The 23,921-nt window shown below is 57.1% G+C and carries 28 protein-coding genes, 2 tRNA genes and 1 pseudogene; 23 read left to right on the top strand and 8 right to left on the bottom strand.

All coding sequences use genetic code 11. The features are described 5' to 3' along the window. Positions 1-16: 16 nt before the first annotated feature. A complete protein-coding gene (locus tag BLV67_RS01245; RefSeq protein WP_069786046.1) occupies positions 17-2,173 on the bottom strand; it encodes a DUF1631 domain-containing protein in 2,157 nt (718 codons plus the stop codon). A gap of 242 nt (positions 2,174-2,415) precedes the next feature. Between BLV67_RS01245 and nadC the strand changes: the two genes are divergently transcribed. Further along, positions 2,416-3,264 carry a carboxylating nicotinate-nucleotide diphosphorylase gene (gene nadC / locus BLV67_RS01240; protein WP_065911645.1) on the top strand — a complete coding sequence of 283 codons (849 nt, stop codon included), beginning with the start codon at positions 2,416-2,418 and terminating at the stop codon, positions 3,262-3,264. A gap of 54 nt (positions 3,265-3,318) precedes the next feature. On the opposite strand, the gene BLV67_RS01235 is transcribed toward nadC, so the two are convergent. The 3 genes from BLV67_RS01235 to BLV67_RS01225 form a co-directional block, all read right to left on the bottom strand. After that, a complete protein-coding gene (locus BLV67_RS01235; protein ID WP_068931343.1) occupies positions 3,319-3,624 on the bottom strand; it encodes a DUF6388 family protein in 306 nt (101 codons plus the stop codon). A 166-nt stretch (positions 3,625-3,790) separates the two neighbouring features. Then, positions 3,791-3,863 (bottom strand) — tRNA-Thr (locus BLV67_RS01230). A 64-nt stretch (positions 3,864-3,927) separates the two neighbouring features. Then, positions 3,928-4,341 carry a pilin gene (locus BLV67_RS01225; RefSeq protein WP_069786045.1) on the bottom strand — a complete coding sequence of 138 codons (414 nt, stop codon included), beginning with the start codon at positions 4,339-4,341 and terminating at the stop codon, positions 3,928-3,930. Positions 4,342-4,543: 202 nt separating this feature from the next. Here BLV67_RS01225 and BLV67_RS01220 point away from each other — a divergent pair, with 202 nt between their 5' ends. Genes BLV67_RS01220 through yacG form a run of 4 tightly spaced genes read left to right on the top strand, consistent with a single transcriptional unit; the run spans position 4,544 to position 7,432 of the window. Next, positions 4,544-5,752, top strand: coding sequence for a type II secretion system F family protein (locus tag BLV67_RS01220; protein ID WP_069786044.1), 1,209 nt, complete (start codon positions 4,544-4,546; stop codon positions 5,750-5,752). Beyond that, complete coding sequence (locus tag BLV67_RS01215; RefSeq protein ID WP_069786043.1) at positions 5,749-6,615, top strand: prepilin peptidase; 867 nt, start codon at positions 5,749-5,751, stop codon at positions 6,613-6,615. The genes BLV67_RS01220 and BLV67_RS01215 overlap by 4 nt, the downstream gene beginning before the upstream one ends. Then, a complete protein-coding gene (gene coaE / locus BLV67_RS01210) occupies positions 6,612-7,235 on the top strand; it encodes a dephospho-CoA kinase (protein WP_069786042.1) in 624 nt (207 codons plus the stop codon). Before BLV67_RS01215 ends, coaE begins: the two co-directional genes overlap by 4 nt. Further along, positions 7,232-7,432, top strand: a complete 201-nt coding sequence (yacG, locus tag BLV67_RS01205; protein ID WP_017134507.1) for a DNA gyrase inhibitor YacG — start codon at positions 7,232-7,234, stop codon at positions 7,430-7,432. Before coaE ends, yacG begins: the two co-directional genes overlap by 4 nt. Here yacG and BLV67_RS01200 read toward each other — a convergent pair. Both BLV67_RS01200 and BLV67_RS01195 read right to left on the bottom strand, forming a co-directional pair. Continuing rightward, complete coding sequence (locus BLV67_RS01200; RefSeq protein ID WP_003171680.1) at positions 7,429-7,644, bottom strand: hypothetical protein; 216 nt, start codon at positions 7,642-7,644, stop codon at positions 7,429-7,431. The genes yacG and BLV67_RS01200 overlap by 4 nt on opposite strands. A 74-nt stretch (positions 7,645-7,718) precedes the next feature. After that, the gene (locus BLV67_RS01195) at positions 7,719-8,408 is read right to left on the bottom strand and encodes an energy-coupling factor ABC transporter permease (RefSeq protein ID WP_065911661.1); all 690 of its coding nucleotides are present in this window, start codon (positions 8,406-8,408) and stop codon (positions 7,719-7,721) included. A gap of 129 nt (positions 8,409-8,537) precedes the next feature. Here BLV67_RS01195 and BLV67_RS01190 point away from each other — a divergent pair, with 129 nt between their 5' ends. The 3 genes from BLV67_RS01190 (at position 8,538) to BLV67_RS01180 (ending at position 10,789) form a co-directional block, all read left to right on the top strand. Continuing rightward, entirely contained in the window at positions 8,538-9,167 is a 630-nt protein-coding gene (locus BLV67_RS01190; protein WP_069786041.1) for a DUF1780 domain-containing protein, read from the top strand. An 89-nt stretch (positions 9,168-9,256) separates the two neighbouring features. Further along, a complete protein-coding gene (locus BLV67_RS01185; RefSeq protein WP_017134503.1) occupies positions 9,257-9,430 on the top strand; it encodes a DUF3094 family protein in 174 nt (57 codons plus the stop codon). 60 nt (positions 9,431-9,490) lie between these two features. After that, on the top strand, positions 9,491-10,789 hold the full coding sequence (locus tag BLV67_RS01180) for an NAD(P)/FAD-dependent oxidoreductase (protein ID WP_056859093.1): 1,299 nt from the start codon (positions 9,491-9,493) through the stop codon (positions 10,787-10,789). 193 nt (positions 10,790-10,982) lie between these two features. On the opposite strand, the gene BLV67_RS01175 is transcribed toward BLV67_RS01180, so the two are convergent. Next, positions 10,983-11,059, bottom strand: a tRNA-Pro gene (locus tag BLV67_RS01175). A 242-nt stretch (positions 11,060-11,301) separates the two neighbouring features. Between BLV67_RS01175 and BLV67_RS01170 the strand changes: the two genes are divergently transcribed. The 14 genes and pseudogenes from BLV67_RS01170 to BLV67_RS01100 form a co-directional block, all read left to right on the top strand. After that, a complete protein-coding gene (locus BLV67_RS01170; protein WP_069786040.1) occupies positions 11,302-12,162 on the top strand; it encodes a ParA family protein in 861 nt (286 codons plus the stop codon). Position 12,163: 1 nt separating this feature from the next. Further along, a complete protein-coding gene (locus tag BLV67_RS01165; protein WP_069786039.1) occupies positions 12,164-12,922 on the top strand; it encodes a hypothetical protein in 759 nt (252 codons plus the stop codon). Then, positions 12,919-13,614, top strand: a complete 696-nt coding sequence (locus BLV67_RS01160; RefSeq protein ID WP_069786038.1) for a DUF2786 domain-containing protein — start codon at positions 12,919-12,921, stop codon at positions 13,612-13,614. Before BLV67_RS01165 ends, BLV67_RS01160 begins: the two co-directional genes overlap by 4 nt. Before the next feature lie 3 nt (positions 13,615-13,617). Beyond that, positions 13,618-14,337 carry an HNH endonuclease signature motif containing protein gene (locus tag BLV67_RS01155; RefSeq protein ID WP_083269300.1) on the top strand — a complete coding sequence of 240 codons (720 nt, stop codon included), beginning with the start codon at positions 13,618-13,620 and terminating at the stop codon, positions 14,335-14,337. Next, positions 14,321-14,539: a hypothetical protein gene (locus BLV67_RS01150; protein ID WP_032877851.1), complete on the top strand. Its 219-nt coding sequence runs from the start codon at positions 14,321-14,323 to the stop codon at positions 14,537-14,539. The genes BLV67_RS01155 and BLV67_RS01150 overlap by 17 nt, the downstream gene beginning before the upstream one ends. Next, on the top strand, positions 14,536-15,885 hold the full coding sequence (dnaB, locus tag BLV67_RS01145) for a replicative DNA helicase (protein ID WP_069786036.1): 1,350 nt from the start codon (positions 14,536-14,538) through the stop codon (positions 15,883-15,885). The genes BLV67_RS01150 and dnaB overlap by 4 nt, the downstream gene beginning before the upstream one ends. Positions 15,886-16,065: 180 nt before the next feature. Beyond that, positions 16,066-16,587 carry a putative protein CP11 gene (locus tag BLV67_RS01135; RefSeq protein ID WP_069786035.1) on the top strand — a complete coding sequence of 174 codons (522 nt, stop codon included), beginning with the start codon at positions 16,066-16,068 and terminating at the stop codon, positions 16,585-16,587. Next, positions 16,584-16,823: a type II toxin-antitoxin system HicA family toxin gene (locus BLV67_RS33220; RefSeq protein ID WP_074854389.1), complete on the top strand. Its 240-nt coding sequence runs from the start codon at positions 16,584-16,586 to the stop codon at positions 16,821-16,823. The genes BLV67_RS01135 and BLV67_RS33220 overlap by 4 nt, the downstream gene beginning before the upstream one ends. Next, complete coding sequence (gene yejK, locus BLV67_RS01125; RefSeq protein WP_069786034.1) at positions 16,823-17,824, top strand: nucleoid-associated protein YejK; 1,002 nt, start codon at positions 16,823-16,825, stop codon at positions 17,822-17,824. The genes BLV67_RS33220 and yejK overlap by 1 nt, the downstream gene beginning before the upstream one ends. A 33-nt stretch (positions 17,825-17,857) precedes the next feature. Next, positions 17,858-18,094, top strand: a complete 237-nt coding sequence (locus tag BLV67_RS33460; RefSeq protein WP_032877856.1) for an Arc family DNA-binding protein — start codon at positions 17,858-17,860, stop codon at positions 18,092-18,094. Next, positions 18,091-19,857, top strand: a complete 1,767-nt coding sequence (locus BLV67_RS01115) for a ParB family protein (protein ID WP_069786033.1) — start codon at positions 18,091-18,093, stop codon at positions 19,855-19,857. Before BLV67_RS33460 ends, BLV67_RS01115 begins: the two co-directional genes overlap by 4 nt. Positions 19,858-19,885: 28 nt before the next feature. Then, positions 19,886-20,581 (top strand): DUF2857 domain-containing protein, encoded by a 696-nt coding sequence (locus tag BLV67_RS01110; RefSeq protein ID WP_069786032.1) that lies wholly within the window; start codon positions 19,886-19,888, stop codon positions 20,579-20,581. Continuing rightward, the gene (locus BLV67_RS01105; protein ID WP_069786031.1) at positions 20,578-21,879 is read left to right on the top strand and encodes an STY4528 family pathogenicity island replication protein; all 1,302 of its coding nucleotides are present in this window, start codon (positions 20,578-20,580) and stop codon (positions 21,877-21,879) included. The genes BLV67_RS01110 and BLV67_RS01105 overlap by 4 nt, the downstream gene beginning before the upstream one ends. Before the next feature lie 275 nt (positions 21,880-22,154). Then, positions 22,155-22,289, top strand: a pseudogene (locus BLV67_RS01100) (IS66 family transposase); the annotation flags it as partial. 120 nt (positions 22,290-22,409) lie between these two features. On the opposite strand, the gene BLV67_RS01095 reads toward BLV67_RS01100, so the two are convergent. Then, positions 22,410-23,099 (bottom strand): helix-turn-helix transcriptional regulator, encoded by a 690-nt coding sequence (locus BLV67_RS01095; RefSeq protein ID WP_069786030.1) that lies wholly within the window; start codon positions 23,097-23,099, stop codon positions 22,410-22,412. A 69-nt stretch (positions 23,100-23,168) separates the two neighbouring features. On the opposite strand from BLV67_RS01095, the gene BLV67_RS01090 reads away from it, so the two are divergent. Continuing rightward, on the top strand, positions 23,169-23,534 hold the full coding sequence (locus tag BLV67_RS01090) for a VOC family protein (protein ID WP_074854388.1): 366 nt from the start codon (positions 23,169-23,171) through the stop codon (positions 23,532-23,534). Positions 23,535-23,921: the final 387 nt, after the last annotated feature.

Here is a 23,921-nt window from a genome sequence, read left to right as displayed (position 1 = left end):
AGCCCTGCGGTTGCGATCACTTGCCGCGATTGAGTTGGCGCAGGGTGCCAATCACCGAAGCCAGCGCGCGGTCGAACAGCAGCCCCTCGTCAAGGTTGCGCAGCGCGCCCTGCTTGAGGGCCATGGCCAATTGGCCGGCACTTTTATCGAGGACTTTGAGCCCCGTGCGGCTGACAAAAATATAGCGATTGGTCGGCGCCATGATGGCCTTCAGCTTGCAACGCAGCCGGCTGCCATCGTCTTGCTGGAACTCGAACCAGTTGCCAATGCGCAACTGCTGGACCTTGAACAACGCCGGGTCATCACTGGGCAGGCTCGGGGTGGGGTCAGGCACGTCGCTACCGAGCGAAAACGGCTCACGCACTTCGATCAGCGTGTCCAGGCGCTCGCCGTCGAACGACTGCAGGTGCATGGCCTGCAAACGTACAAAAAATTCGCGGGTGCTGAAGGGGTCGAACGCTGCACTGGTCAACCCATCACGCAAGGCTTTGAGCAGGCCGGGCAGTTGTTCAAGCAAGTGCCGGCCGGCCTCGGTGTCTTTTTGCAGGCTGACGCTCCAGATCAATTCGTCCAGGGTGCGCACGGCCGCCTGCCATTGCACTGACTGCTCGCCCTGCTTGAGGCTGGCCAGCAACAGCACCTGGCTCCAGGCCTGCTGAATAAATTGCACCACGGCCTGGGGCAATACTCGGCCCACCAGTCGTCGATTGAGCACCTCGGCCACCCGCTGGCGTGCAGCGTCTGTGCGCACCCGGCCTTCCTCGGCCTCACAGGTATGCTGTTCGAGCAATTCGCTGCGCTGGCGCTCGTCTGCGGTAAAGGCGCTGAACTGCGCCAGCACCTGAGGAAAAATCGCCACGTCTTCGACGAACTCATTCAACAGCCGCTGTACCACCTGCTCAGTGCGCAGGTACAGGTTGTCACGCTGATAGTCATCACGCGGGCTCCATGTCATGGCCGCACCGGCGATTTCATTGAGCAAGCGTCGCGCCGGGTGGCCGGCGCGGCTGAAAAAACTCTTGTCCAGCACCGCCACCTTCAACAGCGGAATCTGCAAACGTGCGATCAAGGCCTTGAACACGTCAGGCACGCAGTGGTCAGCGAGGATGAACTCGAACAACAGCGCGACCAGGTTGATCACATCCTCATCGGCGTCTTCCACCACACGGGATTTACCGCTCTTGACGCTCACACGGGTCAACAACTGCTCAAGCTGGTTGCGCAGGTCGAAGTCGTCCTCGGCCTCGGGCTCCGGCACATATTGCTGCAGGTGGGAGAGTAGGCGCAGCAAATCGCGGGTGGCGATGGGCTGGGGTTCGGCGCTGGCTTCCAGGGTGGGCGCGACGCTGCCACGCACGGCAGCGAGCAACTTCTGCAACGCGGCGAAGGCTTGCTGGCCGTTTTCATCCATGGGCGGGTCGACAATCGGGAGGTTGCCTTCAGGCTGCTGTTCACGCGCCGCACACCCACCGGGGCGACGGGACGGCACGGCCTTGAGCTGCGGCAAGACGCCAGTGGCGACCAACAGTTGGTTGGCCTCCGCGTACAGTTGGTCGGCGTCACTGAGCACATACTTCTCGAACAGCTTGAGCATGATCAGCTTGACGCGAATCTCCACTCCCAGGCTGCGCCCCGCACGCAGGAAGAACTCGCACAGGAGTGCCGGGCCCAGCGGGTTATCGCGCTCATCCAGGGGGTTGCCGAGCAACGCGCCCAGACGCGCGGTCAATTGCCCCAGCGCCAGGCCATCGCGATGGCGCACCCGGCCGAGCATGGCCTCCAGCGCGACAGCTTTTTCCAGCTCATCACTGGACGTACCCGGCGCTGCCTCATAGGACACCACCGGCACCAGGTGAAACTCACCGCGCTCGGCCTGGCCCAGGTCGATAAATGCGGCGAACAATTGCTCCATGAACACGCGCTCGAAATTCTTGCGCTTGAGGCGCAGGTCACGCATGGCTTCAAAGAAAATATGGTGGTCAACATTGCTGCGGGCCTTGTCGGCCATTTCAAACAAGGTGTCGTCAGCGTTATCGAACAGTTCCTGCAAACCTTGCTGCAACTGCTGCGCAGCCTTGTCGCGAACCTGCAACAACACCACCGGTAGGCGCGCGAGCGGCGATGGCGTGGCCTGTGCCCGATTGATGGGCACCACCTTTCCGTCAATGTGCATCCTGGCCTCCTGAAACGGCGGTGTTGAGTTGGGGAAAATCGGCTACAGGCCCCATCGGGCGGTAAACACAGGTTATCTCCAGGACGTCAAAGCTATGACGCCAATCGCAAGGCGCGAGATTATCTTGCAAATGGGGGCTGTTGCGCCAGTGAACTCTGCCAATGCGCTGTAAATGAGTGGCGAGTATGGGTTCGGCGGCGCGCTGCCCCTATAATCGAGGCACTTTGTTTGTGGAGCCTGTTATGCCGAATCTCCGTCTTGCCGACCTCACCGCCGAAATCGAAGCCAACGTGCGCCGCGCACTGCTGGAAGATATCGGCAGCGGCGACATCACTGCGCAACTGATCCCGGCCGAACGGCTGGCCAAGGCCACCATCATTACCCGCGATGCGGCCGTTATTGCCGGCACTGCCTGGGTGGACGCGGTGTTCCGCCAGCTCGACCCACGGGTTGCAGTACATTGGCAGGTGGCCGACGGTGAGCGTGTGAGCCCCAATCAAGTGCTGTTCCACCTGGAAGGCCCGGCACGCTCGCTGCTGAGCGGCGAAAGGTGTGCGCTGAACTTTCTGCAGATGTTGTCAGGCGTCGCCACGCGCGCGCAGTACTTGGCGGACTTTGTCGCCAGCACTCAGGTCAAGTTGCTGGACACCCGCAAAACCCTGCCGGGCCTGCGCCTGGCGCAGAAGTACGCCGTAACTTGCGGCGGTTGCCACAACCATCGCATCGGGTTGTATGACGCGTTCCTGATCAAGGAAAACCACATCGCCGCCTGTGGTGGGATTGCCGAGGCGATTACCGCCGCCCACAAGATCGCGCCGGGCAAGCCGGTGGAAATCGAAGTGGAAAGCCTGGAGGAGCTGCGTGAGGCACTGGCGGCGGGCGCCGATATCATCATGCTCGACGAGTTGAGCCTGGATGACATGCGTGAGGCCGTGCGCCTGAATGCCGGCAAGGCCAGGCTGGAAGCCAGCGGCGGGATCAATGAAACCACCTTGCTGCCCATCGCGCAGACCGGGGTGGATTACATTTCCATCGGCGCAATGACCAAGGATGTGAAGGCGGTGGATTTGTCGATGCGCCTGAGCCTCTGAGCAAGCAACATCCGAGCAAAAGGAGCGAGGTTGCTCGCTCCTTCAATTTCGCGCTCAGATCGCGAGATTATTCATCCCGCAATACTCGTTCCAGTCAACGCCCAGTACCTCGGCGGCCTCCTTGTGCAAGGCCAGGCGCGCCGCTTCGAACTCTTGCGGCGTCGAGGTGTACTTGAGGCTCAGTTCCCACGGCTGCAGGCCCTGGGCCTCGGCCTCATCCTCGAACGCCCACTGGATCTGGTCCTTTTGATCATCGGCGCTCAGGTCCTTGATCTCGTCCAGCAGTTCCGGCGATTCCGCGACGTATTTTTTAAGGGCTGCTTCGTGCCGCTGTTCCTGGGTCATTTCTTGTGTGGTCATGTTGTTCTCTTAGATCATGGAATGGGGATGCATCTGGGTCATCAAGGTTGCGCAGATACAAAAGAGTGGGCACGAATGCCGCCTCGTCTGGCCTTCAGAACCATTCTGGGATCATCTGAAAACGTTGCCTTTGAAACAGTGTCGCCGTTGAAACAGTGTTGCCTTGTGCCCGAGACAGGAGTCGAACCTGCGACCTTCGCGTTACGAGTGCGCTGCTCTACCAACTGAGCTACACGGGCGGTGGGCTAAAGCTAGCACCGCATTGGGCAGGCGGCAACAAACTCGCTGACCGCCCGGCAGGCATTACGCCCCGTCGGCGCCGCAACCCTTGGCGGCATACTGCGCCTCGACCGTGGTGGCACAGGCCCAACCCTGGGTGGCGCTGCGCGTCAAGGTAATGGTCTTGCCCAGTACCGGCGCCGGCGCGTCGAGGATTTCGCAGGTGATGGAGCCGGCGCCCGTGGCCACATCGCCGGCTACGGTGATCGTGCAATTGGCGGTCGGGCTGGTGCCACCGACCAGCGCCAGGGTCGGCACAGTGCCCTGGTTAAGGGTGTCTTCAAAACCCGCCTTCAACGCCGCAATTTCAGCCAGCCCCGCCGTGAACTTGGCCTTGGCCTGGTGCTTGGTGTACATGGGCAGACCGATGGTGGCCAAAATGCCGATGATTGCCACGACGATCAACAACTCGATCAAGGTAAAACCTTTCTGACGCATCACATTCACTCTCCAGAATAAAAACCTTATCAAGGCGCGTCCTGCGCCCCGCAGTGTGCAGCGGCGCCAGTGTACTCATCCGTGAGCGCCCAATTGTGGGTAAGACGCACATTCTGACATTTTATCGTGCGCCAACGAGCGGTCCGAATCCGTCACCTGACTAAGCTATAAATCTACGACGACCTGTGTGCGGACCTTTGCCATGAATGACGCTTCAACGATGTACGCCTGGGAAGGCACCAACCGCAAAGGCCGCCGGGTGGCCGGGCAAACCACCGGGCATAACCTGGCACTGGTCAAGGCACAATTGCGCCAGCAGGGGATTTGCCCAGGCCGCGTGCGCAAAAAGTCTTCGCACCTGGCACCTTTTGCAGCGCCGATAAAACCCGCCGATATCGCGCTGTTCACGCGCCAATTGGCGACCCTGTTAAAAGCCGGCATTGCGCTGCTGCAGGCGTTCGACATCATCTGCGAAGGCTTCGAAAACCGGCAGATGCGCGCGCTGATAAAAGCCTTGAAACAGGAGATTGCCGCCGGTAATAGCCTGGCGGCAGCGCTGCGCAAACAGCCGCGTCACTTTGATGATTTGTATTGCAACCTGATTGCCGCAGGCGAACAGGCAGGCGCCCTGGAAACATTGCTCGAGCGGGTGGCGATTCACCTGGAGAAAAGCCAGCAGCTGAAAGCGCGAATCAAAAAAGCCATGACCTACCCTATCGCCGTGATCGTCGTCGCCTGCCTGGTCAGTGCAGTGTTGCTTATCCACGTGGTGCCGCAGTTCCAGAACCTCTTCGCCGGGGTAAATGGCCAACTGCCAGGCTTCACCTTGCTGGTGATTGCGCTGTCCAACTTCCTGCAGCACGCCTGGTGGATGCTTGCCTTGGGGCTAGGTTTGGCAATAGCCGCGCTGCGCCATGCCTATCGGGCTTACCCGGGGTTTCGTGACGGGCTGGATGCCGCTTTGTTGAACGCGCCCCTGGCGGGCACACTGCTGAGGCGCTCAGCCATCGCCCGCTACGCCCGCACACTTTCAACCACCTTTGCCGCGGGCGTGCCATTGGTGCAGGCTCTGGACTCCGTGGCTGGCGCGACGGGCAATGGAGTGTTCACAAAGGCGATCGAACATATGCGACACGATGTATCCACAGGTGTGCCGTTGAACCAATCCATGGCCCACAGCGGGCTGTTCCCCGGCATGGCCATCCAGATGACGGCCATCGGTGAAGAGTCAGGCACCCTGGACCTCATGCTGGAAAAAGTCGCCAACCACTATGAAGCCGATGTGGAGAACCTGGTCGATAACCTCACCAGCCTGATGGAGCCGCTGATCATGGTGGTGCTGGGGGGTATTGTCGGCGCATTGGTGATTGCCATGTACCTGCCGGTGTTCCAGTTGGGGTCGGCGTTTTGAGCCTGCTGCCGAGTGAACAGCCCTGGGTCTTTGTCGGGATGGCGTGGGTGCTCGGCCTGATCGTCGGCAGCTTTCTCAACGTGCTGGTGTGGCGCCTGCCGAAGATGCTCGCGCGCGAATGGCGCGCCCAGGCCCAGGAAATACTCGGTCTGCCAGCCGATCCTGTCGGCCCGACCTACAACCTGATGCATCCCAACTCGTGCTGTCCGCATTGCAGCCAGCCGATTCACCCCTGGGAAAATATCCCGGTACTCAGCTACCTGATGCTCAAAGGCCGCTGCGCCCGCTGCCGCGAATCGATCAGCGCCCGCTACCCCTTCACTGAACTGACCTGTGCGCTGCTCTCGGCCACTGCCGCCTGGCATTTTGGCTTCGGCTGGCAAGCTGGCGCAGTGATACTGCTGAGTTGGGGGTTGCTGGCCATGAGCCTGATCGACGTCGATCATCAACTGCTGCCGGATGTGCTGGTGTTGCCACTGTTGTGGCTGGGGCTGATCCTCAACAGCGGCGGCTTGTTGGTGACGCTGCCCGATGCGCTGTGGGGCGCAGTCATAGGCTACATAAGCCTGTGGGCGGTGTTCTGGGTGTTCAAAGTGATCACCGGCAAGGACGGTATGGGTTATGGCGACTTCAAGCTACTGGCCCTGCTCGGTGCCTGGGGTGGCTGGCAGATCCTGCCGATGACGCTGCTGATAGCGTCGCTGCTGGGGGTGTTCGCCGGCCTGATCCTGATGCGTTTGCGCAAGTCCCAGGCATCGGTGCCGATGCCATTTGGCCCGTGCCTGGCAATTGCCGGCTGGATTGCATTGCTCTGGGGTGGTCAAATAACCGACTTCTATTTGCAGTCTGTCGGTTTCAGATGACCACTTGTGTCGCAACACCCTGGATTCTAGGCCTCACCGGCGGCATCGGCAGCGGTAAAAGCGCGGCCGCCCAGCACTTTATCGACCTGGGCATTGACCTGGTCGATGCCGACCATGCCGCGCGCTGGGTGGTCGAGCCCGGCCGGCCGGCACTCGCACGCATTTCCGAGCATTTTGGTGCGGGCGTGTTGCACCCGGACGGCCAGCTGGACCGCGCCGCCCTGCGCAAGCTGATCTTTGAAGTGCCCGAAGAACGTCGCTGGCTGGAAGCCCTGCTGCACCCGTTGATCGGCGAAGAAATTCGCAGCCATCTGGCGCGTGCGCAATCGCCTTACGCAATCCTGGTGTCGCCGCTGCTGATCGAGTCCGGCCAGTACAGCATGACCCAGCGCATTCTGGTGATCGACGTGCCGCAATCGCTGCAGATTCAGCGTACCCTGCAGCGCGACGGCATCAGCGAACAGCAGGTGCAGGCGATCCTCAAGGCTCAGTCCAGCCGTGAAGACCGTCTGAACCATGCCGATGACGTGCTGGTCAACGACAAGGACCTCGCCTGGCTGCACAGCGAGGTCGAGCGACTGCACCACTTTTACCTTACTTTGCGTGGAGGCCGATCATGAGCCAACCCTTGACCGTCGACTGCCCAACCTGCGGCGCACCCGTGGAATGGAAACCCGACAACCTCAACCGGCCGTTCTGCTCGGACCGCTGCAAGCTTATCGACCTTGGCGCCTGGGCCGCGGAAGAACACAAGATTCCGGTGAGCCCGGATGCCGAGGACGAGCTGTTCTCCGAAGACCTGCCGCCGCGCCATTAAGGCCGCATAAAGGCGTATTCCTGCTGGTCGTCGAGGTTCTCTGCAAGGTATTGCAGCTCGTCGGCCAGGTCTTCAAAGCTGCGCACACCCTTGCTCTGCTGCACCACCGCACTGAGCATGGCGCGCAGCGTGAGGCCTGGGTCAAAGCCGATTTCCTGTGCCGCGTCCTGGCTTCTGCGCAACTCTTGCCGCGCCCATTCGTACACACTCATAGTCCGTGCCCCACCCTGCTCAGTAAAATTTCGCAGAGCATGGGCCTGCGCGGCCGCCTGGGATTTGATCTGGATCAACGCCGCGAATCGTCGTCCTTCCACGGCGCCGACAGGTAGCGCGTGCGGTTGAAGGTCTCCAGCCACTCCGGGCAGAACACCACCAGGGCACTAATGACCATGCCGTTGATAAACGCCTCGGGGAAGATGATCAGCCACAGGTAACCGACGAAGTCCTCCAGCCACTCCGGCATGGCAAAACGGCCGTCAAACCACAGCAGTCCCAACGCCGCCAGCAGGCACAGCAGTGCTGACAGCGCCGCGGCGAAAAAGCCGGAACAGAAGATATACACAAAAGGGTTTCGCGGTTGCGCCCGCTCAACCAGCAGCGCGCAGGTCTCGGTGACCAGCACCGGCAAGCCGATCAGCAGCAGGCCATTGACCCCGACGGCTGCAAGATCTTGACGCCCGAGCAACACCAGCCCCATCTGCGCGGCTAACCCGCCGACGATAGCCAAAGGCCAATCCAGCAGCAGCGTCACGGCGGTCATGCCGATAAAGTGGTAAGACACGCCCGTGTCGAAATCCCGCCGTACCAGCCAGAGCATAAACAGCGCAAACACGGTGCCGAAGAGCAGATGCTGGCGCCGCCGGTCGGCAAACAACTCGACCCACGGCGCTCTCAGGGTCGCCCAAATAACCAACGGCGCATACAACAGCCAGCCGATGACGAGCGTTTCCGGCGCCAGCACTGCAGCGCTGATCACGAGCGTAATGCCTTTGCAAAAAACCTCACCACACACCTCGTCCATGGAGTTGCTGTTGAGTGGCCAGTCTACACCGGCGTTTCAAAGCAAGACTTCCTGTGGTCATCAATTGGACGCTAAGCTGCCAATATGGATGACTCAGATTATTTGCGCCTGCTCACCGTAGCGGCCGAACAAGCCAACGCGTTCTTGTCCAATGCCCGCAAATGGGAGCGTGAGCGTTGGGTCTGCCAGCGCCTGCTGCAGGGCCTCAACGTGCCCTACCGTGTCGAAGAGTTTCACCCCGCCGGCCAGGAGCCTCCGGACGTGTTGTTTCGCGATGCCAGTTTCGAAGTGTTTTTCGTGCTCGATGAAGGTCGGCGCCTGAACGACGAATGGCGTGATGAATTACTGCGCCGACGCAGTGCGTTTTCCCTGAGCCAACTGGTGCGACGCGAAGCCAAGCCACGGCGTATCCCCGCCCACGAGTTCCTGTTGCGCCTGGCGCCGACGTTGCGCAAAAAAGCGCATAACTACAAAGAACGCGGCATGGACCTGGGCGAGCTGGACCTGATTGCCTTCACCAGCCTCAAACGCGAAGTGCTGGACCTCAACAGCCATTTCCCACCGCCTACCGAATACCTGCGCCAGGGTTGGCGCTCGCTGTCATTGGTAGGCCCGACCTTTGCGCGCGTGCTGTTTGCCCACCCGGACGCACCCGACTTCTTGCGCAACAACCTGGGGCGCAGCATAGTATTCGACGTGGGCATCAGCCTGTGACGCGGGCACCGGCTACGCTTGTGGCGAGCCCGCCAACCTCCTGACTGTAACGTGGCGCCCTTTTGCAACGTCTACCTGACGAGGCCTTTATGACCAGCCGCCTGAACCCCGATGACCAACAGCATGTCGAAGAGTACCTGCAACTCTCCCAAAACCGAGTTGAGCGCAAGCCTTTCCGGCCGTGGCTGCTCCTGGGTGTGGTGCTGCTGGTGGTGATCGGGCTCGGCCTGCTGAGCCGCCTTTTGAGTTACCTGACGCTATGAGCTGCGTGGCGCTCGCGAGGGTAACTGCTCCGATTTCTTTTAGCCTTGCGAGATATCCCCATGACCCATCGTATTATTATCGTCGGCGGCGGCGCCGGCGGCCTGGAGTTGGCTACCCGCCTGGGTAAGACTCTGGGCAAGCGCGGCACCGCCAGCATCACGCTGGTGGACGCCAACCTCACCCATATCTGGAAACCGCTGCTGCACGAAGTGGCCGCCGGTTCGCTGAATTCTTCGGAAGACGAGCTCAATTATGTCGCCCAGGCCAAATGGAACCACTTCGAGTTCCAACTGGGGCGCATGAGCGGGCTTGACCGCGAACAGAAAAAAATCCAACTGGCCGCCACCCTCGATGAAGAAGGCCGCGAGCTGGTGCCCGCACGCGTACTGAGTTACGACAGCCTGGTGATCGCGGTCGGCAGCACCACCAACGATTTCGGCACCGAGGGCGCGGCGCAGCACTGCCTGTTCCTCGACACCCGCAAACAGGCCGAGCGCTTCCATCAACAGTTACTCAACCACTATCTGCGCGCCCACGCAGGCCAGACCGATGTGGAAGAGAACATCAGCGTCGCCATCGTCGGCGCTGGTGCGACCGGCGTCGAGTTGGCCGCCGAGCTGCATAACGCCGCCCATGAACTGGCCGCCTATGGCCTGGACCGCATCAAACCGGAAAACATGCACATCACCCTGATCGAAGCCGGCCCACGGGTACTGCCCGCGCTGCCGGAGCGAATCGGCGGGCCTGTGCACAAAACCCTGGAGAAGCTTGGGGTGACGGTACTCACCAACTCGGCGGTCAGCGAAGTGACGGCGGATGCCTTGATCACCAGCAGTGGCCAGGTCATTCCAGCGAGCCTGAAGGTGTGGGCTGCGGGTATCCGCGCACCGGCCTTCCTCAAGGACATTGACGGGCTGGAAACCAACCGCATCAATCAATTGCAGGTGTTGCCGACCCTGCAAACCACCCGCGACGAAAATATCTTCGCCTTTGGCGACTGCGCCGCCTGCCCACAACCGGGCACCGACCGCAATGTGCCGCCACGCGCCCAGGCCGCTCACCAGCAGGCTTCACTGTTGGCCAAGTCGCTGAAACTGCGGATCGAAGGCAAGGACCTGCCGAGCTACAAGTACACCGACTACGGTTCGCTGATTTCGCTGTCGCGTTTTTCGGCAGTGGGTAACTTGATGGGCAACCTGACGGGCAGCGTGATGCTCGAAGGCTGGCTGGCGCGGATGTTTTATGTGTCGCTGTACCGCATGCACCAGATGGCGTTGTACGGGTTCTTTCGCACGGCGATGCTGATGCTGGGCAGCAAGATTGGGCGTGGGACTGAGCCGCGCCTTAAATTGCATTAACAACACGGTCCTGAATGGGACCTTGTAAGTGTGGGAGCGGGCTTGCTCGCGAATACGGTGGCTCAGTATTAGATGTACTGGCTGGCACACCGCTTTCGCGAGCAAGCCCGCTCCCACATTTGTTTTGTGGTGAGCCAAGGATTTGCGCGCACAAAAAAAATCCCCGTATCTTTCGATACGAGGATTTTTAATATGGTCGGGGTAAGGGGATTCGAACTCCTGACATCCTGCTCCCAAAGCAGGCGCGCTACCGGACTGCGCTATACCCCGGTAAAAAAAAGGCGACCTTTCAGTCGCCTTCTTCGATCAGTGCTTTTGGCCTCTGATCTTAAGATTCGATTCCAGCGTTAACTGGTCTCAAAAATGGTGGGTCGTGTGGGATTCGAACCTACGACCAATTGGTTAAAAGACAATTGGTTCTAGTGCTTCAAAGCCCAGGATCGTGTTCGCTACACATAGCTGTTTCCGTGGCCTCGCAGCCTCTAATGAACCCACATTAGAGGCTCCAAACCATGAAAATCTCTGCGGTCGTTTCGACCAAAGGCGGCGTAGGCAAAACCACCATCGAGGCCAACCTCGGCGCTTTTTGTGCGGATGCAGGCCTGCGCGTGCTCCTCATCGACCTAGATCCTGCACAGCCCTCACTCTCCTCGTATTACCAATTGGTCGACGAAGCTCAGGGGGGCATCTACGACCTGCTGGCATTCAATATCACCGAATCAGCCAAGATCATATCCAGCACCGCGATACCAGACCTGTCGCTTGTCATTTCCAACGACATCAACAACCAACTGAACAGCCTGCTCCTGCAAGCACCTGACGGACGGTTGCGGCTCGCCAACCTGATGCCGGCGTTCAAAGATCATTTCGACCTGGTACTGATTGACACCCAAGGCGCCAGATCGGCCATGCTCGAAATGGTGGTCCTAGCCTCTGATTTGGTCATATCCCCACTTCCGCCCAATATGCTCGCTGCACGGGAGTTCAGCCGGGGAACCATGCAGATGTTGGACGGCCTGCGCGCCTATGGGCGCCTGGGCATGAAAATCCCACCCGTGCGGATAGTCGTCAACAATCTCGACCAAACCACTGACGCGCAAATGATCGAGCAGTCGGTACGGGAAATTTTCCAGGACAATGACGAAATCAACGTTCTGGATAGCGTCGTCCCCAGCGCAGTGGTGTTTCGTAGCGGTTCTTCCCTGGGCGTCCCAGTACACCGCCTGGAATACCGACAGCCTTCAAACCGAATATCCCCGGCAGCCCTAGTCGTCATCCGCCGTTTGGCCATTGAGCTTTTCCCAGAATGGCGTGACCGCTTCGAGGCCATGACCGAGGAAAAGGTAGCCAACTTGGTGAGGGAGGGTCGTTGAAATGGCGAAGCCCTCCATTACCGACGCCCGCAGTATTACTGCAGATCTCATCCTAGAGGTTGGCAAGTACTACAGCGCTCAGCAATTGCGCAGTTTGCAAGCCAAGCTCAGTGGAACCGCACGAGAAATCCGAGCCCTGACAAGCGGTTGCCATCTACCCGGTCGGATTGGCGCCCAGTTGAGCGTTGAACAGATTCAGCTTTTGCAAGACGCCGCGAAGCTAATCGAGTCAGTGAACTCGAACATAAAGCACGCGAAGGAAAAGCGCGGCCGCGACGAAAGCCTAGCCAAACGCCGTCAGCAAAGTCGATATGCCGAAGCCAAACGCCTGGTAGCTGAAACATATCTAGAACCTTTTGTTCCTGAGTCAACGGCTTTGGACCCTCTCCTAGATACTCTTAAAACAGCGCTGACGCTCAATCGCGCAGACGTTTTCAGGAATGGTTATTCACCTAGGGAGTTCAATCTCAGGCTCCGTGATTACCTGTCGCCTGCCAGAACTCGAAAGCTTATTGGCTGGACCAGTCCAAGTGCTTTTTGGATAAGCACGGTTCTCTCTCTGCGTAATGACGTTGCGCAAACTGTTGAGCAAGAGATTGCTTACGACGATGGCTCGAGTGTTCAAGACCGTCTTGATGCCTTGAAACAGAAGGTTGCGGACTGTCTTGCACAGACTCACCTCTCTGCTGATGAGGAAGAAACACTTCGCCTGTGGTCAGAGGCGCTCTCCCCCAGCCTTCAGCAGGAAGGGGGCGAATGATGGACAAGCAAAAAGTCCTCAGCAAGGTTGCCAAACTCATGGCGCTGGCCAAGTCACAAGGCGCTGCCCCAAACGAAGTGGAAATTGCACTTCGTCAAGCTCGCCATTTGATGAAGCAGTACAACCTGGAACACACCGAAGTTGCTGCCCATACAATCGAAGAAGCCATTGTGGGTACCAAAACCCGTAGGGCACCGCAGGATTGGCTGCACAACCTGGCCTCAATCTGCTCCCAAGCCTTCGATTGCAGCCACTTGGCGTATTTCAATCCGCTGCTTGGCTGGTCCTTCAAGTTCTTGGGGAAAGGCATTTCACCCGAGCTGGCAGCTCACACCTATTCAACGCTGCATCACCAGCTTGTCGCAGCCCGACGAGCTCATGTTGCCCAGCAGAAGCGCTGCCAACTAAAAACCAAACGTCACCGTGGCCAACTGTTTGCAGAGGGCTGGCTCAATGCCGTCGCCTCTAAGGTGAACCAGTTTGCAGGCGGGATAGACGAAAACACTGCGCTGGAGATCCAAGCCTACCTGGAATGGCACCATCCAAAACTAACACTAGCCATTATCAAGCCCATCGAAGCCAAAGGTCATGACACCCGCTCTTTGCAAGCGGGATGGGACCAGGGCAAGCATGCCAGGCTGCATCGTGGTGTTGGACAGCAGTCACAAGGAGCCCTTGGGCATGGGGGGTAGCCAGTGAGAACTCATTCGCTTTCACCTTTGGCCATGGCGGCGCTGGAACAAGCCCGATCCCAACTTGGGCTTGCCCCGGTTCACACACACCATGTTTGGAGTGAGGCTGAAGAGCGCACGCTCATTGCCCGCTATCCAGATGAACCGACTCAGGTCCTAGCCGCCGAATTGGGGCTCAGCGTCTATCAGGTCTATGCCAAAGCCAAACGGCTGGGCTTGAGCAAAAGCGCCGAGTTTCTTCGCAGTAGTCTCTGTGGCCGGCTTGACGGCAAGTTGGGCGCTGAATTCCGCTTTCCCAAGGGTTCTGTCCCATGGAATAAGGGCCTTAAGGGGCTCCCCTCCTCTGGCCGCATGACTCAGACGCAGTTTAAGGCGGGCAATAAACCGGGGAACTGGCTGCCTGTTGGCAGCCTGCGCACGACTCCTGACGGCTATCAGCAGAAGAAAATCACCGATACCGGTTACCCACCTGTTGACTGGAAAGCGGTGCACGTACTGCTTTGGGAGGAGCATCACGGTCCTGTCCCTTTAAACATGTGCGTGTGCTTCAAGGACGGCAACAAGGCCCATATAGCCCTGAATAACCTGGAGTTGCTGACGAGGGCAGAACGCATGCGTCGTAACACCATTCATCGGTATCCGGAAGAGCTGAAATCCGCAATACGCGCTATCGGCAAACTCAAACGCACCATCCGGGAGGTTGAAAATGAAGAACAAGATTGAAGATCTACGTAATCACCTGTTCGTCGCGATCGAGAGCCTCCTGGACCCGGAAAAACCAATGGAAATTGAACGGGCTAAAGCGGTAGCGGAGGTTGCTCAGGTCATGATCAATTCAGCGAAGGTTGAAGTCGACATGGTCAAAGCCCTGGGGGCACGCAACGGGAGTGGTTTTCTTCAGATAGGTCAGGAGTCAGGGAAATGAATCACCTTGACCTCTCACCGCCCTACTCCGTAGAGGCTGAACAAGGTGTGTTAGGTGGGCTACTGCTCGACAACAACACCTGGGATCTCGTCGCGGACAAACTGGATGCCTCTGATTTTTTTCGACACGACCATCGGTTGCTGTTCCGGACAATGGCAAGCCTTGCTGACAAGTCGATTCCGTTCGACCTCGTCACCGTCCACAACGCGTTGGAGGAGCCTGACGAAGCCGGAGGGCTGGGCTATCTGGGCGAGCTGGCCAAAAACACGCCGTCTGTAGCCAACATCGAGCATTACGCATCCATCGTGCGTAATCGCTCTCGGCTCAGACAGCTCATGTCCCTTGGATACCAATGCTCTCGCGAGGCGACAGACCCGTTGGCAAGTGCGGAGGATGTTCAAGAATCAATTGAACAGCAACTGTTCGCTTTGGGTGAGGGCAAGAGCGCAACGGAATTCGTCAATATCAACCAGTGCCTGACGAATGTCGTCGAACAAATAGACGAACATTTCAACGGCAATATCACCGTGACCGGCCTGCCTTCAGGCCTGGAGGATCTGGACGAGCTGACGTCGGGTTTTCAAGAAGCCGACCTGATCATCCTCGGCGCGCGCCCGTCTATGGGGAAGACCTCTCTGGCCTTGAACTTCATAGATACGGCTCTGCAGGCAAAGCTTGATCGTACAGTTCAGGTTTTCAGCATGGAAATGCCGGCCAAAGCATTGATGTATCGATTGATGGGCATCCTAGGCCATATCGATCTGGGCAGGCTATTGAAGGGCAAGCTCGATGATGATGATTGGCCGAAGCTGACAGCAGCGGTTTCTCGTATCAATGGCTATGGCGAGCGCCTGGTCATCGACGACTCATCAGCGCTCACGCCTGCAGTAATCAGAGCCAAATCTCGTCGAGCAGCTCGTCGCTTCGGGCACCCGAGCTTGATCCTGATCGATTACCTGCAGCTCATGCGCTGCCCAGGCCAGGAAAACAGAGCCAACGAGATCAGCGCTATATCCCAATCCCTCAAGGCCCTGGCGAAAGAGATGAATTGCCCGGTGGTTGCGCTTTCCCAGCTCAACCGAGAACTGGAGCGTCGGCCAAATAAGCGTCCGATCAACGCAGACCTGCGTGATAGCGGTGCGATTGAACAGGACGCGGACCTGATTATGTTCGTCTACCGGGACGAGGTGTACCACCCTCAGAGCGAACACAAAGGCATTGCAGAAATCATTCTCGGCAAGGCGCGTAACGGCCCAACTGGGACCGTACGAACAGCCTTCATCGCCAATCAGACCCGGTTTGCCAACCTCAGTCCCAACGCCGGCTGGCAAGGGGCTCAAATATGAAAAAGCACACCTCAGCGATGAATACTCTCGTCCTCATCACTCACTGGTGCCTTCAATGCGATAGCCACCACCCAAAACATCAAGTGAGTGGCGCTCCAGCCTTACCCGGCGGTGAAGTGGACGAGCTTATTTGCCCTACTTGCAATAGCTATAACATCGAGGAGCTTCAGGAGGTGTCGGATGCACAGTAGCACCGAGCTATTTCCTAGAATCCATGCCGGTGCCGTGTTCGAAGCCTCTGCCGTGGCTCATGCCCATAAATCTGGGATAAACCCAGTGGAGCTCGACGCATTAGCTCAAGCGATCGGCCGCGTTGCTCGTGACCACAGCACCGTGGTCCCAATGAGCATGCGTGAGGATCTGTTGGAGTTTGAGAAGCTCGGCTACGTCGAGCTGACCAACACGCCCAGCGCAACAATTACCGTTGAACTGCTCTGCGCGGGCGCCTTGCTATCCAGCTACTTCTGGTCGGTTTGGGTGCCCCGCTACCTCCAGTGCTGCTCGCTGAAAGTGGCCGTCATGTCTCACCTGCAACACCCCGCGGAAGTTCAGCACTGCAGCGTGGTGTTCCGCGTCCCGGGAGCACGTGAGGCTACGCGTCACTTTTTGCATGAGCTCGGTACCAAGTTTCCTGGCGACCAGGCTGAAATCATCGCGATCCAGACCGGTAACGTTCTGGCAGCCAGGGATGCAGAGCTATGACCACCAATCTCCTACGCGGAAAAAGCGAGAGCCTTCGTGTACTCGTGAAGTTTGCTGAAGCGAATGGCTGGACGGTGTCTCGCACTCAAGGTGGCCACATCAAGTTCACCAAGTCTGGCCTTGGATCGATTTACACCTCATCAACCGCAAGCGATTACCGCTCAGGCCTTAATGCCAAAGCCTGTATTCGTCGTGCTGATCGAGCTCAAACCCTACACTCGCAGGAGGCAATCTAATGCCTATCCGTCATTGCATCGTCCACCTGATCAACAAAAAACCCGATGGCACACCAGCTGTTCTCCAGGCACGCGATTCGGAGCTATCCGAATCGGTCGCCATCGAGAACATGCTTGCCGACCTCAACGAGAGCTATAACGCCAAACAAGGCAAGGCCTGGGGTTTCTTCCATGCCGAGTCCGGCGCGCACCCGTTTAGCGGCTGGTTAAAGCAGTACTTTGAAGGTGGCCAGGACTTCACCGCCTTCAGCCACACGGCGGTCGAGCATCTGCAAAAGCTGATGGAAGAATCCAACCTCTCCACCGGTGGCCACGTACTGTTTGCCCATTACCAGCAAGGCATGACCGACTACCTAACTGTTGCCCTGCTCCATCACAGTGAAGGCGTGGTGGTCACTGAAGATCTGGACGTCACTCCTTCACGCCACCTGGACGTTGGCCAGCTGCAGCTGGCGGCGCGTATCAACCTGTCCGAGTGGCAGAACAACAAACAGTCCAAGCAGTACATCTCCTACATCAAAGGCAAGAACGGTAAGAAGATCTCGGGGTATTTCAGCGACTTCATTGGCTGCATGGAAGGCGTCGACGGCCCGGGCGAAACCCGCACCCTCCTCAAGGCGTTCAGCGACTTCGTTGAAAACGAAGACCTGCCAGACGAATCGGCCCGCGAGAAAACCAAGGCCCTGGTGGACTACGCCACCAGCCAGGCCAAGCTCGGTGAACCCATGGGACTGGAGGAGCTGTCGGGCTTGATCGATGAAGATCGGCCCAAGGCGTTCTACGACCATATCCGCAATAAGGACTACGGCCTGTCGCCGGAAATCCCCCTGGATAAACGCACTCTCAACCAATTCCGTCGGTTCACCGGCCGTGCCGAAGGCTTGTCCATCAGTTTTGAAGCCCATCTGCTAGGGGACAAGATCGAGTACGACGAGGCGTTCAATTCATTAGTCATCAAGGGGTTACCGACCCAACTCACTGATCAGTTGAAACGTCGCTGAACACACTTTCTACCCTAGGCACCGGAGCCCACTATGAGTAACAAACCAAAGCGTCTGCATGAAGAAAAATTCGTTATTCGCCTTCCCGACGGGATGCGCGAACGCATCGCGTTGGAAGCACGTGACAACGCCAGGTCGATGAACTCAGAAATTGTTTATCGGCTGGAAACAACTGCCGAACTTGAAGCCGCTCTGGATCGTGCTTTGAAAATCATTGACCAGCTCTTGGCGGCAAGCCCGGCTTACGAGCAGCCAGGAGCCAGAGTATGAAAGCGTCTTTGGCCCAGACCATGAAAGATAAGCTGTTGCTGCCGGCGTTTGAATCGAAGTCGCCCGTGGCAGAGCGAATGAGTGACCCCATCGTCGATACCCCCATGCTGTTGACCCTCGACGAAACGCTGCCGTATGACGAAAACCCAAGGACGACTCGTAACCCGAAGTACGATGAAATTAAGGAGTCGATACGAAATCGGGGCCTCGATACGCCACCTCCCGTCACCCGTAAACCTGGGGAAGACAAGTACCGGATCCGCAACGGCGGCAACACTCGCCTGGCAATTTTGAACGAGTTGTATCGTGAGACCGGCGACGAGAAGTACTTCAAGTTCCACTGCCTATTTCGCCCCTGGGACGCCGTTCGGGGCGAAATCATCTCGCTCACCGGCCACTTGGCAGAAAACGACCTGCAAGGCCAGCTCCTGTTCATTGAGCGGGCTATTGGGGTCGATAAAGCGAGAGCCTTGTATGAAACAGAGGCAGGGGATTCTATCTCATTGCGTGAGCTTTCCCGGCGGCTGTCATCGGATGGCTACCCTGTCTCTGCATCTCACTTGAGTCGTATGCAGGACAGCATCCGTTACCTGCTCCCAGCAATACCTGGAGTACTTTACTCAGGGCTGGGCGTAGATCGGATCTCCAAACTGCTTGCGCTACGCAAAACAGCTCTTCAGTGCTGGGATCGCAATTATCAAGAGCAGGAGCAGCACCTTGATTTCGATACGCTCTTCCAAGATGTACTGTCCCAGTTTGAAGGCGACGCTGAAGAATTCCTATTCCAGCGATTTCAAGACGAACTGATAGATCAGCTAAAAAAACCGCTGAACCTCGGCTACGAGCAGATACTGTTGGAAATCACTCAGAACCAGGACCAATTGCGCCGGTCTACGCCGGTTCTTGAGCTGCCACAGTACCCTGCATCGCAATTTGATGGGGGGACTCAACTTAACGTTTCAAACAATGGCATTGAGGCTAATCAGAGCCCTCTACAACTACCCCCTATTCCTTCGGGGGGCAGCACACATAAGACGACGCCCTCCAAAGAGAGTCCTTCACCTCAAGGGGTGCAACGGCAATTGGCCCCTACTCCGCAGGAGCAAATGAGCCCACAAGATCGCCAAGCACGTATCGATGGGCACGTTGCGAGCCCTGTGAAGACTTCTCCCAGAGTCGACAAGATTAAACGGGAGCTCGCTGCGCTTGACGGTGAGGTCTTGCCCGACTTCGCCTCCAATGCCTTGGTGGCCATCCCTGTTCAAGCTGGCGGACTCAATCCCATTTCTGACCTTTGGTACATCGAACGCGAAATAGACAATACCGCGACCCTGCGTCAGCACATCGCTCAATTGGCTCGCGAAATAGCCAGCTCGGTCAAAGCCCCAGGTCAATTTATCGATATCAATGGTGGCGTCGGGTTCAGCTACCGACACCCCGAGGCGGAAGTCGAAATCACTGCCACAGCCCAACATACCTTGACGCTGCTCCAGTCTTTGAGCGGCTCGATGGCCATCGTACTGAAAATGATTCAGCAGCAACCCGAGCTTCAAATCGACGCGTTGGCTGACTTCGAGTTCGCAGCCGGGCTGGGCCACATCTTACTGGGCCAGCCTCACACAAAAGATCAGCCCCCTGAAAGTGAATGCCGTCTCAGCGACGGCGCTCTAGTGAAGCTGTTCCGCATTATCCGTCTCGCAAGACGTTTGATTGACCTGGAAATCCATTCAGTCGCCAACAACGGTCCGAGTTCAGCCAGTTAACACACGGACTCTACAAGGGGGAGTCGTCATGTCCAAGACACCAATAAATGAAGCAATCCTGTCACAGGTGCTTCATCACATGCGTAATGGTCAACTTCGGCGCTGCATCGAAATGGGTCTGGAGCCAGAGATATTGGCTCAGCTCCAACAACCCTCAGTTCTGAGCTTGCTGCTTAACACTCCCGTGTCTTGGTGCAACGTCACCATTGATGGGGACATGGTAAAAAAACTACTGTCAGGCGCGCAGCGTTCTGATGAAGAAGTACGCATGATTGAACGTGCGCTGCGACTTGGCGCGACCACTCAAATGCTGCAACAGTTCTTCGGGCTGTCTCCGCAGGATGTGGCACTTCAACGCCTCATGATCGGCGTGACGGCACGTCGTGGCCGTTGGCGGGAATTCAGTGAGGAGATGGACGCTCAGCTTTGGTACCGATGGACGCACCTAATGCAAGAGCATCAGGTTGAGCTTGGCGACAGTCTCGCGCTGCTGGACATCGCCATGTTGGTCGCCGAGGAACTGAATGCTCCACAGGATATTAGCCCAGATGAAACCCACGAAAACTTCAGCCTGGCCATCATCTGGCATCGCATTCAGTCCTGGATAAAGGAAGGGCTTTATCCTCCTGCAAACCCTGGCCTTCCGAGAAGGCTACAGCTTGTGTCTTCTCAACGACTTGCACAGCCTGCAGCGACATCGGTGGAAGGTGACTCTGTATTATGAGGTTGTCTCGGCTCCCCTTGTCGACGCTTTTAGACTCGGCCTCGGGTCACCTTGAAGCTCACTTGCTTCAGAAAAAAGAGTCGGCGCCTCCGGGGATTGAAGGGTCTTCCCCCTACTCCGGAATTATTTTCAGCGGGAACCCACACGAAACGGTACCTCGCCGATTGCTTTTGGATGATCGCTTAACTCCGCTTGAAAGAAACACCTGGCAGGTATTTCGCCTACTGATCAATGACGACGGCCTTACGGCGTTCCCAACCTATGACCAACTGCGGCCATATTTGGGTATGCAACCCGGTAGGCCGGCCTCACGTGAAACTGTGTCAAAAGCATTAGTAACCCTACGGCTTACCCGTTGGCTTAGCCTGGGGCGACGGGTGCGCAATGACCTGAGCGGACAAGTGCAAGGCAACGTCTACCTGCTTCATGACGAACCGGTCACACCGGCCGAAGCTCTAGAGTTCGACAAGGATTACTTGCAGCTACTCGCGCAGTCAATGCAGCACCAGACCAATGTGATTCGCGAAGTAGCAGAAATTGCCTGGAAGGAATTTGCAGCTGATCCTGACGTTGGCCAACGCTTACCTAGCCGGCTGGACATCATCGAATCCCGAATGAATAGCCAAGCCTGGACCAAAGCGCAGGCTCCAGTCGCTCTTAAAGCGGCTGAGTTCGGAATCCGAACTCAGCGAAATATAGCTCTATCCCCACTGAGTTCGGATACCGAACTCAGTAAAAAAGACGAAGAGCGAATCGCTTTTGAGCAGAGTTCGGATGCCGAACTCAGCCGTAAATCCCTGAGTTCGGACTTAGTTCGGCATCCGAACTCATATAGTACGTATACAGATACACACAAAGATGTTTGTAAAAGCTCTGTACATGTACCGCCCACACCAAACGACATGGCTGCCGATTTACTCGGTGCGCTGCATCGTCTACCGGTCGAGCAGAAACAGAACGCGGTTTTGGCGCTGCAGAAGGTTCCTGCAGAGTTGAAACCGGCGCTCATCAAACAATGGGTCCACCGCTGTGACTCGGGAGGGGTCCGTAACCCGCTGGGTTACTTGATGACGCTCGTCGGAATGGCCATTCGTGGCGACTTCAACAGCCAATGGAGCCCTGACGACAAGGCAACAGCGAGCTCCGAGCGTGAAGATGCTTCAGTCCCGCCAGAGGGCCCAGAGCAGCCTACGAAGACGGTTGCTCAGCCTCGTAGCCCTGAGTCGATACAAACCGCGAAACACACACTCAGCGGAATGTTGCATTTGCTGAAGCCCAATCGGGGTACACCTCCATGAAGTTTGGTGTAGAGCGAGCCTATGGAAGTGATGCGGCCCGCATCACCCTGGCAGGATTCGATATCGGTGTCGGCCACCACGCGAGTGGTGTGGCCCACACCACCCAGCTAAGTTCCGGCATCAGTGGTCGACGCTACGCAAGTGTTGCGGGCCGCAACACCCTAACAGGATCCGGCATCAGCGGAGATCACTACGCAAGTGGTGCGGCCCACACCACCCAGACAAGATTCGGTATCAGTGGTCGTCGCTACGCAAGTGTTGCGGCCTGCAACACCCCGACAGGATCCGGCATCAGCAAAGCATTCGATTACAGCCCGAAACGCTGCGCAGCGCTGTCGCGCTACTCAGATTACGGTGCTGTACCCATTGACAATAATTGGGCAGAGAACCAGATCCGACGATGGGCTCTTTGACGTAAGAACTGGCTCTTAGCAGGGTCGCTACGCAGCGGGCCAGTGAAATTGGGCAACTGCTCTCCCGCATCAGTGTGGCTGGCCTGATTTATCAAAGCCTAATTCACCAATATTGGTTCACGGGACTACATCCAAATGCGAGTCTCGCCACATAGCCAACAGCCAACCTCCTTGGTTTTTAAAGCCATCATTGAGGAGTATCAGGGATTGAATTCGATTCAATATGAAGTGCCTGAAGTCTCTGCGAGATTCACACCATGCAGCTAGGATTTCCATACCTTCAAAGTAGCCAACACCCATTGGCCAGACGGTACGCTCCGTCTCGACGGATTCTTTACTCACATAAACTATGCGAATTTTTTTCTCATGCCGTATGGCATCGCGTAAGCGCTTAGCGTCGAAACCGTATGCATCGCGAGCTTTATGGGATGCAGCGAATAATGCCGTTTTGAACAATCTATCAGCAACGGATGGCGGTAGTACGGCTTCTGCTTTTGACAGCACATCGAGCGCCGCTTGAGCTAACGATCTGTCAGGTTGCTGTGCTACCCAACGCATGCCGAGCATCAGTGCATCAAGTTCTTGTTCATTGAACATGAGAGGCGGAAGTATGAACCCTGGGCGTAGGATGTATCCAATGCCCGCCTCACCCCGAATGTCGGCGCCTTGGGCTTGCAACGTGGCAATATCACGGTACACCGTACGCAGACTTACTGACAGCTCTTGCGCAAGCCTTCTTCCGGTCACTGGATGACGGCATGCGCGCAAAATTTGTACAAGGGAAAGAAGCCGTTCAGTGCGGGTCATGCATTAATGCTGACATTTTTTGTCAGCAGAGTCGAATAGCATGTGAGCTTCGACATTCGAGGACATCTCATGAAAAGCCCAAACTTGTTCCTGTTGTATGTAAAAGATCCTCAGAAAAGCCGCGTTTTCTACGAAAGTTTGCTTGACCGGAAGGCGCAATCTGCATTCCCCAGTTATGTATCATTTCTGCTTGATAATGGTACAGCTCTGGGCCTCTGGTCGACTGGCGCCAAGGACTTCAAAAGTGGAGGCAGCGGTAATCGTAGCGAAGTTGCCTTTCTGGTTGAGACGGAAGTCCAGGTCGAGAGTCTCCATCAACAATGGACAGCTAAGGGCTTCGACATTGAGCAATCGCTCCACCATGCTGTATTTGGACTGACATTTGTTGCACTCGATCCCGATGGTCATCGATTACGCGTGTGCATGCCTGACTGACTTTTGATTCTGGGTATGGGACTGAAGAAAAGTCCACGCTTTGCTTGCTTCGGTCATGACAAAGCCAGCGAAACTGACGCACGCATACAGTGTCCGTCAGTTTCGCTTTGCCGTGAGTTCGCCGGACGCTTACGTTGAAACTCCAAATGGAAGACTTGGAATGACTCGAATTATTGAAATTCTGATGTACACCTTAAAGCCAGGATCGGGACTGGACTTTCATCAAATAATGCAGAATGTAAGTGTTCCGCTTCACCTGGAAGCTGGCATAGATGTCGTTTCTTATGGCTGCTCATTACATGATTGTGATAGCTATCACCTGATTCGTTCCTATGAAAGCGAGACCCATCGCCAAGCCTCTCAAAGGACTTTTTACGCAAGCGCTGC

It is taken from the genome of Pseudomonas salomonii, assembly GCF_900107155.1.
GTDB lineage: Bacteria > Pseudomonadota > Gammaproteobacteria > Pseudomonadales > Pseudomonadaceae > Aquipseudomonas > Aquipseudomonas salomonii.
The sequence above is the reverse complement of the archived record's forward strand: the minus strand, read 5'-3'. Positions and strand labels throughout refer to the sequence as shown.